General features: G+C 41.5%; 13 protein-coding genes and 2 tRNA genes. 13 read left to right on the plus strand and 2 right to left on the minus strand.

What is annotated here, in order from left to right; translation table 11 throughout:
* The 6 genes from B4K11_RS09825 to B4K11_RS09850 all read left to right on the plus strand — a co-directional run bounded on the left by B4K11_RS09825 (nucleotide 1) and on the right by B4K11_RS09850 (nucleotide 5,354).
* Nucleotides 1–85: transfer RNA gene (locus B4K11_RS09825), tRNA-Leu, on the plus strand.
* Nucleotides 86–148: 63 nt separating this feature from the next.
* Nucleotides 149–233 (plus strand) — tRNA-Leu (locus B4K11_RS09830).
* Nucleotides 234–564: 331 nt separating this feature from the next.
* Nucleotides 565–1,878 carry a trigger factor gene (gene tig, locus B4K11_RS09835; protein WP_292957543.1) on the plus strand — a complete coding sequence of 438 codons (1,314 nt, stop codon included), beginning with the start codon at nucleotides 565–567 and terminating at the stop codon, nucleotides 1,876–1,878.
* Nucleotides 1,879–2,124: 246 nt separating this feature from the next.
* Nucleotides 2,125–2,751 (plus strand): ATP-dependent Clp endopeptidase proteolytic subunit ClpP, encoded by a 627-nt coding sequence (clpP, locus tag B4K11_RS09840; protein WP_292957540.1) that lies wholly within the window; start codon nucleotides 2,125–2,127, stop codon nucleotides 2,749–2,751.
* 123 nt (nucleotides 2,752–2,874) lie between these two features.
* Nucleotides 2,875–4,164 carry an ATP-dependent protease ATP-binding subunit ClpX gene (clpX, locus tag B4K11_RS09845; RefSeq protein WP_292957537.1) on the plus strand — a complete coding sequence of 430 codons (1,290 nt, stop codon included), beginning with the start codon at nucleotides 2,875–2,877 and terminating at the stop codon, nucleotides 4,162–4,164.
* Between the two features lie 80 nt (nucleotides 4,165–4,244).
* Nucleotides 4,245–5,354, plus strand: coding sequence for an Hpt domain-containing protein (locus B4K11_RS09850; RefSeq protein WP_292957534.1), 1,110 nt, complete (start codon nucleotides 4,245–4,247; stop codon nucleotides 5,352–5,354).
* Nucleotides 5,355–5,498: 144 nt separating this feature from the next.
* Here the strand turns inward: B4K11_RS09850 and B4K11_RS09855 are convergent, their stop codons facing one another.
* Entirely contained in the window at nucleotides 5,499–6,566 is a 1,068-nt protein-coding gene (locus B4K11_RS09855) for a 3-deoxy-7-phosphoheptulonate synthase (RefSeq protein ID WP_292957531.1), read from the minus strand.
* Between the two features lie 321 nt (nucleotides 6,567–6,887).
* Between B4K11_RS09855 and dsbD the strand changes: the two genes are divergently transcribed.
* The 7 genes from dsbD to B4K11_RS09890 all read left to right on the plus strand — a co-directional run bounded on the left by dsbD (nucleotide 6,888) and on the right by B4K11_RS09890 (nucleotide 13,442).
* Nucleotides 6,888–8,798 (plus strand): protein-disulfide reductase DsbD, encoded by a 1,911-nt coding sequence (gene dsbD / locus B4K11_RS09860; RefSeq protein WP_292957528.1) that lies wholly within the window; start codon nucleotides 6,888–6,890, stop codon nucleotides 8,796–8,798.
* 96 nt (nucleotides 8,799–8,894) lie between these two features.
* Entirely contained in the window at nucleotides 8,895–9,254 is a 360-nt protein-coding gene (locus tag B4K11_RS09865) for a hypothetical protein (RefSeq protein ID WP_292957524.1), read from the plus strand.
* A gap of 704 nt (nucleotides 9,255–9,958) precedes the next feature.
* Complete coding sequence (locus B4K11_RS09870) at nucleotides 9,959–11,092, plus strand: hypothetical protein (RefSeq protein ID WP_292955642.1); 1,134 nt, start codon at nucleotides 9,959–9,961, stop codon at nucleotides 11,090–11,092.
* 105 nt (nucleotides 11,093–11,197) lie between these two features.
* Complete coding sequence (locus B4K11_RS09875) at nucleotides 11,198–11,698, plus strand: paraquat-inducible protein A (protein WP_292955644.1); 501 nt, start codon at nucleotides 11,198–11,200, stop codon at nucleotides 11,696–11,698.
* Nucleotides 11,682–12,302: a uracil-DNA glycosylase family protein gene (locus B4K11_RS09880; RefSeq protein ID WP_292955647.1), complete on the plus strand. Its 621-nt coding sequence runs from the start codon at nucleotides 11,682–11,684 to the stop codon at nucleotides 12,300–12,302. The genes B4K11_RS09875 and B4K11_RS09880 overlap by 17 nt, the downstream gene beginning before the upstream one ends.
* A 339-nt stretch (nucleotides 12,303–12,641) precedes the next feature.
* A complete protein-coding gene (locus tag B4K11_RS09885; protein WP_348703119.1) occupies nucleotides 12,642–13,262 on the plus strand; it encodes an endonuclease in 621 nt (206 codons plus the stop codon).
* Nucleotides 13,263–13,274: 12 nt separating this feature from the next.
* Nucleotides 13,275–13,442 (plus strand): YqaE/Pmp3 family membrane protein, encoded by a 168-nt coding sequence (locus tag B4K11_RS09890; RefSeq protein ID WP_292955650.1) that lies wholly within the window; start codon nucleotides 13,275–13,277, stop codon nucleotides 13,440–13,442.
* Nucleotides 13,443–13,476: 34 nt separating this feature from the next.
* On the opposite strand, the gene B4K11_RS09895 is transcribed toward B4K11_RS09890, so the two are convergent.
* Entirely contained in the window at nucleotides 13,477–14,163 is a 687-nt protein-coding gene (locus B4K11_RS09895) for a pseudouridine synthase (protein WP_292955653.1), read from the minus strand.
* Nucleotides 14,164–14,360: the final 197 nt, after the last annotated feature.

Genomic DNA, 14,360 nt, shown 5'->3' on the forward strand with positions numbered 1-14,360 from the left:
GCGGACGTGGTGGAATTGGTAGACACGCCAGATTTAGGTTCTGGTGCCGCAAGGTGTGAGAGTTCGAGTCTCTCCGTCCGCACCATTTACGATGCTTAAAGCTTTTAGTAATATCTTCGACATAGTTCGAAACAAGAAAATACAGTGCGCGGACGTGGTGGAATTGGTAGACACGCCAGATTTAGGTTCTGGTGCCGCAAGGTGTGAGAGTTCGAGTCTCTCCGTCCGCACCATTTTTCTTTCCTCAAGCAATATATTCCCTTATTACCTGTTTCTTATCTGAATGATCTCCAGCTTCACAACGCTAGTATTTGGCGCTTGATAACCGAATTCCTTTCTTGGTTTTATGCCTAAATTGATCTCTTTCTGTTGTGTTCTTTGTTCTATATCTATTTATTTAAATTATTTTGCTTGCAAACTTGACTAATTGGGCCGGTTACCGGAAAATTTCGCGCTTTGATTTTGCTCGGAATAGCCGAGTACTGTGCAGATCAATCGGCGCTAGGTTTTCGTCGGTCTGTTGAAGATTATTGATACAAGCATTTTTCATTTGTGAGGCATTACATGCAAGTTTCCGTTGAAACGACTTCTGGCCTAGAGCGCCTGATGACGATCTCCGTCCCAGCAGAGCGCATCGATCAGGATGTAAACAAACGCATCCAGCAGACAGCACGTACAGCAAAAATCGATGGTTTCCGTCCGGGTAAAGTACCTGTAAAAGTTGTTAAGCAGCGTTACGGTAAAGGTATTCGTGAAGAAGTTTTGGGTCAGGTAGTACAAGAAAGCTTCTACCAAGCTCTTCAGCAGGAAGAGATTAACCCAGCGGGCACTCCTGCAATTGATTTCACTAAAGATGTTGAAGGTGAAAGCCTTGAGTACACAGCTAAATTTGAAGTGTACCCAACTATCGAACTAGCTGACTTCTCTGGCGTTGAGATCGAGAAGAAAAGTGCTGAAGTTAAAGAAGCTGATCTTGATCAGATGATTGAAACATTACGTAAGCAGCAAGCTGACTGGACTGAAGTTGAGCGTGAAGCTGCAGACGGTGATCGTCTAAATATCAATTTCGAAGGTTTCGTTGATGGCGAAGCGTTTGATGGTGGTAAAGGCGAAGGCATGGATCTAGTGTTGGGTTCTAACACAATGATTCCTGGTTTTGAGTCTGGTCTAGTAGGTGCTAAAGCTGGCGCTGAAGTTGAGCTGAACGTAACGTTCCCAGAAACTTACCAAGCTGAAAACCTGCAGGGTAAAGATGCTGTATTTAAAGTAACAGTTGCAACTGTTTCTGAGCAGGTTCTTGCTGAACTGAACGAAGAGTTCTTCGCTAAATTCGGTCTTGAAGAGAAGACTGAAGAAGCATTCCGGGCTGAAGTAAGCAAAAACATGACTCGCGAACTTAATCAGTCGCTTAAAATGAAGCTTAAAGATCAGGTTTTCTCTCAGCTACTTGAAGTGAATGGCATTGAAGTTCCAACTGCTTTAATTGATAGCGAAATCGATAACCTTCGTCGTCAAGCTGTAATGCAGTTTGCTGGTCCTGATTCTGATATGGATCCAAACGCTCTTCCAAAAGAGATGTTTACAGACCAAGCTGATCGTCGCGTTAAAATTGGTTTGTTAATGCAGGAAGTTATCAAGGTTAATGAACTAGAAGCAGACGATGCTCGTGTTACTTCTACGCTTGAAGAGATGGCTGAAACTTACCAGGATCCTCAGCAAGTTATCGATTGGTACATGGGTAACGAAGAGATGCTAGGTCAGATTAAAGGTCTAGTTCTAGAAGAGCAGGTTGTTGATCTTCTTCTTGAGACTGCAAAAGTAGCTGAAGTTGAAGTTAGCTACGAAGAAGCAATCAAGCAAGAGCAGCCAGCAGCATAAGATATTATTCTTAAGCTCTAGCTAGCACTTGAAAAAAACGACAGTACGCTATGCGGCTGTCGTTTTTTTTTCAGGTTTTGAGGGCTAATAATAGATTTTTTACTCGCAAGTTCTAGTAATGCCTAATATATTGGTGATCTATACCTTGGATCAGTCAACTTAACATGGCAAGACCGGTTTCTTAGGTCTAGTTAACGTAGTATTATCCAGAACTTGGTTTAATTTTTTCCGTTTAAGGAGTGATAAATGACGGATTTTGGAAAGGGTGGCACTGATATCCTAAGCAGTCTTGTTCCTATGGTTGTTGAACAATCTGCACGTGGTGAACGGGCCTATGATATCTATTCCCGTCTTTTAAAAGAGCGAGTGATTTTCCTGGTAGGTCCAGTAGAAGATCATATGGCAAACTTAGTAGTTGCTCAGTTACTGTTCTTAGAAGCGGAAAACCCTGATAAAGACATCCACCTTTATATCAATTCACCAGGTGGTTCTGTCACAGCAGGTATGTCTATTTACGACACAATGCAGTTTATTAAGCCCGATGTTAGTACGATGTGTATGGGGCAAGCTGCAAGTATGGGTGCATTCCTGCTTGCAGGTGGTGCAAAAGGTAAGCGTTTTGCATTGCCTAATTCACGAGTCATGATTCATCAGCCGTTAGGTGGTTATCAAGGTCAGGCAACTGATATTGAGATACACACTAAAGAGATTCTTAGTATTCGTAATAAGCTAAATACATTATTGGCTGAACATACGGGGCAAGATCTAGAGACAATTGCTCGTGATACCGATAGAGACAACTTCATGGATCCGTACGCTGCTAAAGATTACGGTTTGATTGATGAAGTATTAGATCGTCGCAACACGGACTGATTAAGCGCTAAAATTGTTACTATACTCAGATAGCTCAGTTTCTTTTTTCAAACTAGGGTTGAAAGTCGAAGCGGTTACAACAATATTGAGTATGAGTCCGAAATAGAATAACGAGGAAGTCGAATGACCGACGAAATCAAAGGTAAAGACGGTGATGATAGCGGTAAGCTACTGTACTGCTCGTTCTGCGGTAAAAGTCAGGATGAAGTACGCAAGCTAATCGCAGGTCCTTCAGTTTTTATCTGTGACGAATGTGTTGATCTTTGTAATGATATCATTCGTGAAGAGATACAGGATGCTGAGCCTCAGGAAGAGAGCGATCATCTACCAACGCCAGAAGAGCTTAGCGCTGCGTTGGATGAATATGTAATTGGTCAGGAAAGGGCCAAGAAAGTATTAGCTGTTGCGGTTTACAATCACTACAAGCGTTTACGTTTTCAGAAAGACAACAAAACAGACGTTGAGTTGGGTAAAAGTAATATTCTACTTATCGGTCCTACCGGTAGTGGTAAAACCTTGCTTGCTCAAACCTTAGCGCGTTTGTTAAATGTGCCTTTCACTATCGCTGATGCAACAACATTAACTGAAGCCGGTTATGTTGGTGAAGATGTAGAAAATATCATTCAGAAGCTTCTTCAGAAGTGCGAGTATGATGTTGAAAAAGCACAGCTAGGTATCGTCTATATCGATGAGATTGATAAAATCTCACGTAAGTCGGATAACCCATCTATCACTCGTGATGTTTCTGGTGAAGGCGTACAGCAAGCACTATTGAAATTGATTGAGGGAACAGTGGCATCTGTTCCGCCTCAGGGCGGTCGTAAGCATCCACAGCAGGAGTTTTTGCAGGTAGATACCTCCAATATCCTGTTTATTTGTGGTGGTGCATTTGCTGGCTTAGAGCAGATCATCCGTGATCGTTCTGAGAAAGGTTCTATCGGTTTTAGCGCAATTGTTAAAGGCAAAGATGAAGAGAAAACTGTTTCTGATAGCCTATTAGAGCTGGAAGCAGAGGATCTGGTTAAATATGGCCTAATCCCTGAATTCGTTGGTCGTCTACCTATGATTGCTACGCTAGGTGAACTAGATGAGCAAGCGTTGATTCAGATCCTAACTGAGCCAAAGAATAGCTTAACTAAACAGTATGCTGCTCTGTTTGACATGGAAGGTGCTGAGGTTGATTTCCGTGACACAGCTTTGGATGCTATTGCTAAGAAAGCCCTAGAGCGTAAAACCGGAGCACGTGGTTTGCGTTCTATCTTGGAGGCGACTTTGCTGGATATTATGTATCAGCTGCCATCTATGGAGAATGTTAGCAAGGTTGTAATCGATGAAGGTGTTATCGAAGGTGATAATGACCCGATTTTGATTTATGAGAATGCTGAGCAAGCGAAAGCGATGCCTGAAGACTGATTACTAATTTAGTGATTCTTTTAAAAGGATAGCTCTGCTATCCTTTTTTTATGCCCGTTTATAATTTGCAGTGGTGTTAAATGACCGAAAGCAGCGATAGTTCCTTTCAAAGCTTAAGTGATGAATTGAAAACTGAGTTCTATACCAGTTTTAAAGAAGCGATGGACGAGTTGGATAATTGTTTTACAACACTTAATTGTCGCTACGATACCGAAACCATTAATGAGATGTTCCGTGCAGTTCATTCGGTTAAAGGTAATTGTCATATGGTGTTCCTTGATCCGATTGCTGATGTTTGTCACAAACTTGAAGATATAGTGCATCAGCTTAGAAAAGGAGACTGCCTTTATACGCCTGCCCAAGGTGAATTTATGACGTTTGTATTTGCTCGATTGGAGCAATTGATTGCGTCGGTTATCTCGGGTGGATCACTTTCCCTAAAAGGTACGCAGGTTCTGTTAGAAGGGGTTGCGCAAGTTTATGAAGCCCCAATGAGTTCACGTGACTCAGTTATTCAGAAAACTCTCGATAGTTTTTCAGGCATATTGTCCAGTAGCGATGATCTAAGCGATAAAGTGTTGGTGCGTCTAGAAAAGCAGGCGCTACGGGGTAGCTTTGATGAGCTTGAATTTATGCGTGAGATCTCGCTTCTCACCCAGGCTAAATCAATACAGCTTCAGGGTAACCGGGATAAGCTGCTTGAGCTTTGCTTAACCGTTAATCAGCATATGCCATTGCCGGTTGATGAAGGGCAGCTTAGCGCAGCTTTTCATTTTCAAATCCTTGGCGCGCGTTTTATCTCTTCTCCTGTTTTTGATGTTACTCCAAACTCACAGCGTTGGGAGCGTGAAAAAGTACAGCAGCAGTTAGAACTTTCAGCAGGCTTTTTACGCTTGGGGGATCGCTGGCTTGAAGCTGCCGAAATGATACAGCAGAGTTTTGAGCGTTATGACGGGCAAGGGCTGATAGGCTTGGAAAAAGATCAAATAGGCAGTGGTGCAATGATTCTATCGCTTATTCGTTTCTACCGGCAGAGTTTTTATAAGCTCAGTAAAGACAATAGGACGAAAATAGCGGTTTCAAAATCTTTAAGCCGTATCAACAGTGAAAAAGGGTACCGCTTTTCGCCACAAGTGGTGGAGGTTTTTAATCAGTTGGTACGTAATGATTTATTAGCTGTAACCTTTTAAGCTTTTAATTCATTAGCTGCAATGTTAGTAAGCTATTGTGTTGAACCTGATGTTTGATATCTAGTGTTAGTTGAAATACTGAAAATAGAACCAAAAAAATGCGCATACAGTTTCCTGATGCGCATTTTTTGTGTCTGAGAGAGTTTATCGGTTTGGTAAAACCGTTTTAAGCTTCTCATTCATTTCCACTAGGCATTTTTCAGTTGCATCCCAGTCTATACATCCATCTGTTACAGAAACGCCGTAAGCAAGCTCAGAAAGGTCCTCAGGGATAGATTGGTTGCCCCAGCCCAGATTACTTTCGATCATTAAGCCAACAATAGACTTGTTGCCTTCAAGGATCTGATTTGCAGCATTGTCAGCAACTAAAGGCTGAATAGCTGGATCTTTATTAGAGTTTTCATGGCTGCAATCGATCATTACATTGTTAGCCAATCCTGCTTTATCAAGCGCTTGTTCGCATAAAGCAACATTCACTGAATCATAGTTAGGCTTACCGCCGCCGCCACGAAGAACAACGTGACCGTATGGGTTGCCTTTCGTATGAACAATGGAAACCTGGCCTTCAGCGTTAATACCTAAGAAACGATGTGGTGCGCTGACTGATTTAAGGGCGTTAGTCGCTACGCTTAAGCCACCGTCTGTACCGTTTTTAAAGCCAACAGCACAAGATAAACCGGAAGACATTTCACGGTGTGTTTGTGACTCAGTTGTACGTGCACCAATAGCAGACCAAGCAATTAGATCTTGCATATACTGTGGAGAAATAGGGTCTAGGGCTTCAGTAGCAAGCGGTAGGCCCATTTCAGAAAGATCTAAAAGGAGTTTGCGCGCAATGTGAAGGCCTTCTTCAATCTCAAATGAGTCATTTAGATGAGGATCGTTAATTAAGCCTTTCCAGCCAACTGTCGTACGTGGTTTTTCAAAATAAACGCGCATGACTAGATATAAAGAATCTTTAACCTGTTCCTGAAGTGCAACGAGTTTTTTACCATACTCAATTGCTGCTTCTGGATCATGGATAGAGCAAGGGCCCACAACTACAAATAAACGAGGGTCTTTTCGATCTAAAATGTCACGAATAACAGATCGACCTTCTAGTACTGCGGCAGCCGCTTTCTCAGAAATCGGCATCTCTGCTTTTAAATCGTCCGGAGAGATTAGGACGGTATTTGATTGAATATTTAAATCGTCAACGCGTGTATCGGTCATTATCACTTTTCCTGCTAGAGAGAGCCTTTTGTCCGTAATTAAGTGTCAGACTTATTAAGCTTTCTTAACTCTTTGTCAATGTGTGGCCTTTTTTACCACAATCCAACTGAGGTTATAAGTATGCAGACGTTCTATTCTGCATCAATTTCACTAACAATTGATCTTTTACGGGATAATAGGCTGATATGTAGAGAATGTTTGGCGTGATACACTTATGTTTTAACTTTTTCCTCTTTATTCAGTGCGTTGCATAGAACTCAATCGCTATTTAATGGTCAATGTATGATTGAGATTGAAATAGAGTGACTATAGGATTTATCAGTGTTTGATTTTTTAAAACGATCCACATGGCAGCATCTTCTTTTTTTAGCACTGTTTGTGTCTGTTCAACCAGCCACCGCAGGCTTATTTGATAAAAGTCCTTATGCCGATGATGGCCCTCTACAAGTAGAAGAGGCCTTTGTATTCGGTCAGCTTCAAGATGGGAATCGTTTAAATTTATACTGGGATATCCCGGATGATTATTATCTTTACCGCGATAGGATAGAACTAAAAGGTACGGATAAGACACTCATATCTAATCGCGTTAATAGCCCGGCTGAGCAGAAAGAGGATCCTTTATTTGGTCAGGTTTGGGTTTATCACAATCGTGCAGATATTAGTTACGATTTGGCGAGCGCAAATGAAGACGTTATTGATGATACGCTAATTGTTACCTATCAAGGTTGCTGGGAGGGTGGTATTTGCTACCCCCCAGTAACTAAAGAGATAAAAGTAGCTGGAATTACTAAGAATGATCTTTCAGATGCTCCGTCCTCATCTACCGAAACCCTAGAACCGATCAAGGTCTACGCTGAGGGCGATGTTGCTGAAGTCAATGCTGCTGGGGATGACTCAATGGGGACAGAATCGAACGAGTCTGCTGGTCCCGTGTCTCTGAGTGAACAGGATCAGTTTGCTCAAATGATCGGTCAGGGCAATTTGTTTGTTATCTTAGGAGCCTTTTTTATAGCCGGATTAGCCTTGTCGTTTACGCCTTGTGTCTTCCCTATGATCCCGATTCTATCGAGTATTATTGCAGGGCAGGGACGTAAGGTTACGGCAGGGAAAGGACTGTTTCTATCTGTTGTCTATGTGTTGGCTGTTTCCATTACATACACTCTGGCCGGGATCTTTGCTGGTTTGTTTGGTGAGAACTTGCAAGCGCTGTTTCAAAATCCTTGGATTATTGGTTCTTTCAGTTTTGTTTTTGTCCTGCTTTCTCTTTCGATGTTTGGTTTTTATGAACTACAGTTACCAAATAGCATTCAAACTAGACTCAGTAAGGCAAGTAACAGTCAAGAAGGTGGTACTGTTGCGGGCGTTGCTATTATGGGTTTTTTGTCGGCATTGATTGTTGGCCCTTGCATGGCTGCACCTTTAGCGGGTGCGCTGATCTATATCGGACAAACAGGCGATCCTGTTCTTGGAGGTAGTGCGCTGTTTAGTATGAGCTTAGGTATGGGGGTTCCTCTTATTCTAGTGGGTACTTCCGCCGGTAAGCTTTTACCCCATGCAGGGCTTTGGATGGGTAAGGTAAAGGCTGTATTTGGTGTGCTGCTCCTCTTATTGGCTATCTGGATGTTAGATAGAATCGTACCTACAGTCGTGACTATGTGGTTAACCGCATTAGTGTTAATCGTTTCGGCTGTATATATGGGTGTCCTCTCCAATGCAGATAAAGCTAAGCCTGCTACGCATATCGCAAAGGGCTTAGGCATTGTTGTATTGCTCTATGCTATCGCGTTAATGGCGGGGGCTTTGGCTGGCGGTAATAGTGTCATCTATCCTCTGAAAGCGTTTGCAGGATCAGGAAGTAATGCGTCTACGCAAAAACTAGCATTTATCAATGTTACTACCCCGGAGCAGCTACAGAGCCAACTAGATGAGGCAAAAGCCAATAATCAACCGGTGATGTTAGATTTTTATGCTGATTGGTGTGTGTCTTGTATCGAGCTTGAAGTTTTTACATTTGCGGATGCGACGGTACAAAGATCGTTAGATCGCTTTAAGGTGATAAAAGTTGATGTCACTAAGAATGATGGTCCTGCTAAAGAGCTGAATCGTTCGTATAACCTAATTGGCCCCCCTGCGCTCATTTTCTATAATGCTGCAGGTGAAATGTTGTCAAATAAGACTTTAATAGGGGTTGTCGGCCCTCAAGATTTTGTTAATCATATAAGTAGTATCTAATTTAAAGTATACGTCAGTGTTAACAACTTAATAAATGCTGATTAATACGTCATGGAATTAGGTAATAATAATGATAAAAAATCTAGGGCCATCAACATGCTGAATAAACCAAGGAATGTAGTTCGACAGGCGGGTTTAACTGTATTTGCGGCAGCCTCGCTTATTGTAATGCCAGTACAAACCGTTATCGCAGGCGATGCTGAAAATGGAAAGGCGCTTTATCATGAAGTAGAGATTGAGCGTACGATTCGAGGTGAGGTTTATACGGATGCTAATTGTGAAACCTGTCATGAGTCATCTCTATATACAAGCGAGTCTAGAAAGGTAACTACCTATGCTAAGTTGGAAGCATTTGTAGAAGGGTGTAATACAAATTTAGATGTGGGCTGGTTTCCAGAAGACGTGGCCGATGTCGCCAGTTACTTAAATACTGAGTTTTATAAATTCGAAAAGTAAGCCCTTCCAATTTTCTGACGTTAATCATCTAAAGCCGCTTATGCGGCTTTTTTAATGCCTCTTTCTTAACTCCTTTTTCTTAATGTCCTTTGGATTATCAATCCTTTGAATGATCAATGTCTTTAATGATCAGTTCGTTTATTGGCAGTGCCTTTTAATCTTGACCATAGAATATCGCTGTCATTCCTAATCCATTGTGAATGATTCTGCTTGCCGAATTTCTAAATGGCTTTTTAGGCCCATTTCTTGCTGAAACTCATATTACCTATTTATTTGTTTTCACGTGTTTTTTGGTGAGCGGAAACTAAATGAACTGAGTTTCCCGATGTTAGATCGGGTTTCTCAGGGCTATTGTTTTTTAAAATATCATCGACACGCGTGCTTCTACGTCAAGTGAGGTGGCCTATCGGGACGATTAATCGAATTACCTAACTCAATAGCGGATAGCTTTTAACGCATCGTTTCATCTTTGTTTTCAAAAAGGTGAGGCTAAGACTGCGTGCTCATATCGTGGCAATTTGTGTCACGTCAGTAAGTAGTCGGTGGCAATCGATTTCCGCACAGTAATTAACTTTCTTTTTTGTTTTTGTCTTAGACAAGAACTGGTTTTTTACGTCTGCAAAAAAATAAAAATGTCATTTACAGATAAATGGCACAGGTTTTTGCACGCTAAAAAAACTGTACTGAATACTATGGAGAGAATAATGATTATTCAAACAAGTAACGTGCAGATGAGTTCTGAACATGAGAAAAAAGAGCAAAGTACGCTTAGTAAATCAATTGATATAAGTACACCTGGTTTTAATTTCTTTGCACAGCTGGAAGAGTCGCAGGCACTTTTTGAAAGAAGCAAAGCAATATCTTTTTCATCAATGACCGGATTAGCTCAGCCTGTTGCCGATAATGCAGACCAATCTAGTAATTCTATTTTGGTTATGACTGAAAACGGGCTTCAATTTAGGACCTCTGAGGAGAGGGTTCAGGTTAATCAAAGCCGTGAAGCCACAAAGCAGAGATTATTTGAGAGCCTAATCAATGCGATCAATCCTAAATACAGGCAGCGTGATGCAGCGGCACCGGTCCAAATTCCTGATCAAAATTACACTGCAGGAGCTGATGCTACAAAAGGGGCTGCGTTAGGTACAGGTGCTGTACCTGTTCAGTTGGAGCCTATTAGGCTTGAAATGTCTTTTAAAGTCACAGAAACCATTGAAGAGTATGAATGCTCTAGCTTTTCCAGTTGTGGCAAAGTAACGACTGCGGATGGCCAAGAGATTGAGTTTGGTCTAAACCTTGAGATGGAGCGCAGTTATTCGGCAACCCGTGAATTTGAAATGACCAAAACAGTTGAATTTACAGACCCTCTGATCATTAATTTTGAAGGCAATTATGCTGATTTGTCTGATGAAAAGTTTGAATTTGATCTAGACGCAGATGGCGATCAGGAGCTTATCAGTTATTTATCGGGCAGTGGTGGAATGCTCGCAATTGATAACAATCAAGATGGTGTGATCAATGATGGTACCGAACTGTTTGGTGCTTTGAGCGGCAATGGTTTTGCAGACTTAGCTCAGTATGATGAAGATGGTAATAATTATATTGATGAGGCGGATTCGGTTTTTGATGATCTGCTTATCTGGAATAAAACTGTAGACGAAGACTCTCTGCAAACCTTAGCTGAGGCGGGTGTTGGGGCGATCTATTTAGGATCAACTGAAACGCCTTTTGATCTTAAAGGTGAAGATAATCAGCACAATGGTCAGGTCCGTTCTAGCGGTTTCTATTTAACTGAATCCGGGGATGTAGGTACTGTGCAGCAAGTTGATATGGTTGTTTAGTAAGATAACTAAGGGGGCGCACTTCAGCCCCCTTAGTTTGTTTCGGGTATAATGTGCTTTTTGCTTATCATGTGGCTGTTTTTGATATGAAATGTTGGATATAGAATGCAGGATATGGAACATCAAAAAGTGAAAAGTGACATCATCCTTATACGTGTTTTACTGGTGGTTTCTGCCGTGCTTTTTGTTATAGGTTTATTTGCACCGATGTTAACAATGAGTAAATTTTATTTCTTTGAAAATTCGTTTTCAATTGTGGGTGGAATTTCCAGTTTATTTCAAGAAGGGCAGTTCTTAATTGCGCTAGTGGTTGCTGTTTTCAGTCTGGTTTTACCGGTGGCTAAAATCGCATTTCTTTTTCGAGTAAGCTTTTCCAAACTTGGCGAAACGATAAAACATAAACGTTTTCTAAGCTTAATGCATGAATATGGGCGTTGGGCTATGTTAGATGTATTTGTTGTCGCAGTGCTGATTATGACTGTTAAACTCGGAGCGGTTGCCTCAATCGAAGTTCACTGGGGATTATATGTTTTTGCCGCGGCGGTTATTCTAATTATGTATTTAACTCACAAAGTGACGAAGTTGTTTGATGTCTACACTGGATGAATTTTACCTAGCTCTAGCAAAGAGAAAGAATTCTTTAACCGTATTTAATCCTTATCGCCAAAGTGAGAATCTAGATAATCTCAAGGTCTATCTAGAGCAGATGTTCGCATTAGAAGGTCCACGGATAATGTTAGTCGGTGAGGCACCTGGTTATAAAGGTGGGCGTTTGACCGGTGTGCCTTTTTCAAGTGGCAAATTGTATGGCGAAATTGATCATCCCTTCTTAAAAGAGATCGCCCCTAAGCTTAGTCTTAATCCAGATACGTTAACCGCTGAAAATACAGCATCAGTTGTATGGCGCTACCTTTCTGATAAGCCGGTGATCCCGCTGTTCTGGAATGCATTTCCATTTCATCCGCACCCATCACGGATTCAGAAAAAGAACCGTGGGCCTTCTGTTGCAGAAATTAAAGAGGGGGCGTTCTATCTGACTGAATTAGTTAAAGCTTTTAATCCGAGTGTTGTGGCTGGATTAGGGCGGGCAGGCACTGCATGTGCACAACGCGTATTGCCAGAGTCTGAGATCCGTTATATCAGACATCCATCTTATGGGGGTAAGCGAGATTTTATTGCTGGAATGGATAGTCTTCTTTCTCAAAAATGAATCTGATATAGATGATTGGTTCAGTTTAGGTTTAACTATAACTGATTAGAATACAAAGAAATTTTGCAGGACGCATAAAAATGATGGCAACGGATGCTTTCTATATGGAACTCCGATGTCTCTTAATCTCCGTTGCTTCAACCTTACTTCTTTCTTCAAAAAAACATTTTATAAGCGATCTGAAAAATACCTCTTTTTAGTTTTCTTTATTCCTAGTTTTGCTGTTGCAGAACACCCTTCATCTTTCAGTAAAGCTAAAAGCTTTTAACAGGGGTTTATGAAAAACAACAGTCTTCATTTTATTGCGGTTGTGACTATGCATTAAAAGAAAAGAAACTTGTGCCAGACCTTAAAAGTTGCGGTTATAAACCACGTAAAAATGCGAATAGAGCCAGCCGCATAGAGTGGGAGCACGTTATGCCCGCATGGGCTTTTGGTCACCAGATGCAGTGTTGGCAGCAGGGTGGACGTAAAGCCTGCGGAAAGATTCCACAGTTTAAAAAAATGGAATCTGACATGCACAACCTTGTGCCAGCTATTGGCGAAGTGAATGGTGATCGATCTAACTACAGCTTTACTCAACTTGCGGGAGAGCCTAGAGTTTATGGCGCCTGTGATATGGAAGTAGACTTTAAAGCGAGAAAGGTTGAGCCTACTGATGCCGTTAGGGGAGATATTGCACGTACCTATTTTTATATGCGAGATAGATATGGGCTTAATCTAAGTAAGCAGCAAACGCAGTTGCTCAATGCTTGGAATAAGCTTGATCCTGTTGATGCATGGGAGATTGAGCGTAATCGTTCGATTAAAGAGATTCAAGGTAACGGTAATCCCTATGTAGAGAATGCTCTCACCCTTGCTGAGAACAGCGTTAAGCCAGCAGGTCTGGTCACTGATAAAGCAGAACAAGTGAATATATCTTGGTTACAAATAATTAAATCTAAACTTAAAATCGATTAATAGGATAGCTTAATGAATATTGTAAATTTGATACTTGCGATTCTACTACCGCCCTTAGGTGCTTTTTTGCAAGTGGGTGTGACGAAGCACCTAGTGATTAATATTGTATTGTGCCTTCTAGGCTGGTTACCAGGCATTTTACATGCGGTGTGGTTGGTGGCTACCAACAAGAAAAGCTAGTTTTAAGGTGTAAGCACGAATTAAAGCCACGGATTTACGTGGCTTTTTTATGACGTTTTTGGCCGCGCTTAACTCCATTGGAGTTCTTGTTATTAACGTGTTTGTGTCGATTGCCATTAACAGCTGATCTTTTATTTCTGCCTACTCTTGTTTGACCGGAGCTAGTTGATTCTATTTTAAGCTCTATGTTTTCTTCTCTGTGCTGCCCAGGTTGAAGAGCGTCTAAGCAATATTCGCCTATGGCATAGCGGATGAGTCTTAGGGTTGGAAAACCGACCGCAGCGGTCATTCTTCGGACTTGCCTGTTCTTTCCCTCAGTAATCTTTAACTCAATCCAGCTGGTGGGCTTATTCTTCCTTTCCCTTATAGGTGGTTCGCGCTTCCATAAAGATGGTTCATCAATACGCTTTGCAGAAGCGGGTTGAGTCAGTCCATCTTTTAATTCCACACCTTCAGTTAGCGATTTTAGGGCTTCGTCTGTAACTTCGCCTTCCACTTGGGCCCAATAGGTTTTTTCAAGCTTGAATTTAGGGTTGGCTAATTGGTGTTGAAGGGCTCCGTTATCCGTAAGGATTAATAACCCTTCAGAATCGTAATCTAAGCGACCGGCAGCATAAAAGTCAGGCTTCTCAATATATTCAGCCAGAGTTTTTTTATCACCGTCCGTTGTGAACTGGGTTAGAACTTGAAACGGTTTATTAAACAGCAGGCAATTAGGCATGAATAAATACTTGTGTAATGAATGTTAATTAGTAAAAAGACTTACGATTCAACAATCGTAAGATACCTTTTCTTATCGAAGAATTAGTATCGTTATTCTACACAACGGTTGGCTATTCAGGGAGATAAAAATGGCATGTATGATCTATTGAGTGGTCTTTAGGTATCTGAGTGACTCATGGAAGGATTCAGCTCATT

Origin of the sequence: Neptuniibacter sp. UBA6509 (assembly GCA_002435145.1) — a bacterium.
Lineage (GTDB): Bacteria > Pseudomonadota > Gammaproteobacteria > Pseudomonadales > Balneatricaceae > Neptuniibacter.

Excerpts from the sequence above, each read along its gene's own strand:
- B4K11_RS09880 (WP_292955647.1), top strand. The coding sequence starts at position 11,682 with ATGTCTACACTGGATGAATTTTACCTAGCTCTAGCAAAGAGAAAGAAT.
- B4K11_RS09890 (WP_292955650.1), top strand. The coding sequence starts at position 13,275 with ATGAATATTGTAAATTTGATACTTGCGATTCTACTACCGCCCTTAGGT.
- B4K11_RS09875 (WP_292955644.1), top strand. The coding sequence starts at position 11,198 with ATGCAGGATATGGAACATCAAAAAGTGAAAAGTGACATCATCCTTATA.
- B4K11_RS09855 (WP_292957531.1), bottom strand. The coding sequence starts at position 6,566 with ATGACCGATACACGCGTTGACGATTTAAATATTCAATCAAATACCGTC.
- clpX (WP_292957537.1), top strand. The coding sequence starts at position 2,875 with ATGACCGACGAAATCAAAGGTAAAGACGGTGATGATAGCGGTAAGCTA.
- B4K11_RS09850 (WP_292957534.1), top strand. The coding sequence starts at position 4,245 with ATGACCGAAAGCAGCGATAGTTCCTTTCAAAGCTTAAGTGATGAATTG.
- clpP (WP_292957540.1), top strand. The coding sequence starts at position 2,125 with ATGACGGATTTTGGAAAGGGTGGCACTGATATCCTAAGCAGTCTTGTT.
- B4K11_RS09870 (WP_292955642.1), top strand. The coding sequence starts at position 9,959 with ATGATTATTCAAACAAGTAACGTGCAGATGAGTTCTGAACATGAGAAA.
- B4K11_RS09895 (WP_292955653.1), bottom strand. The coding sequence starts at position 14,163 with ATGCCTAATTGCCTGCTGTTTAATAAACCGTTTCAAGTTCTAACCCAG.
- tig (WP_292957543.1), top strand. The coding sequence starts at position 565 with ATGCAAGTTTCCGTTGAAACGACTTCTGGCCTAGAGCGCCTGATGACG.
- B4K11_RS09865 (WP_292957524.1), top strand. The coding sequence starts at position 8,895 with ATGCTGAATAAACCAAGGAATGTAGTTCGACAGGCGGGTTTAACTGTA.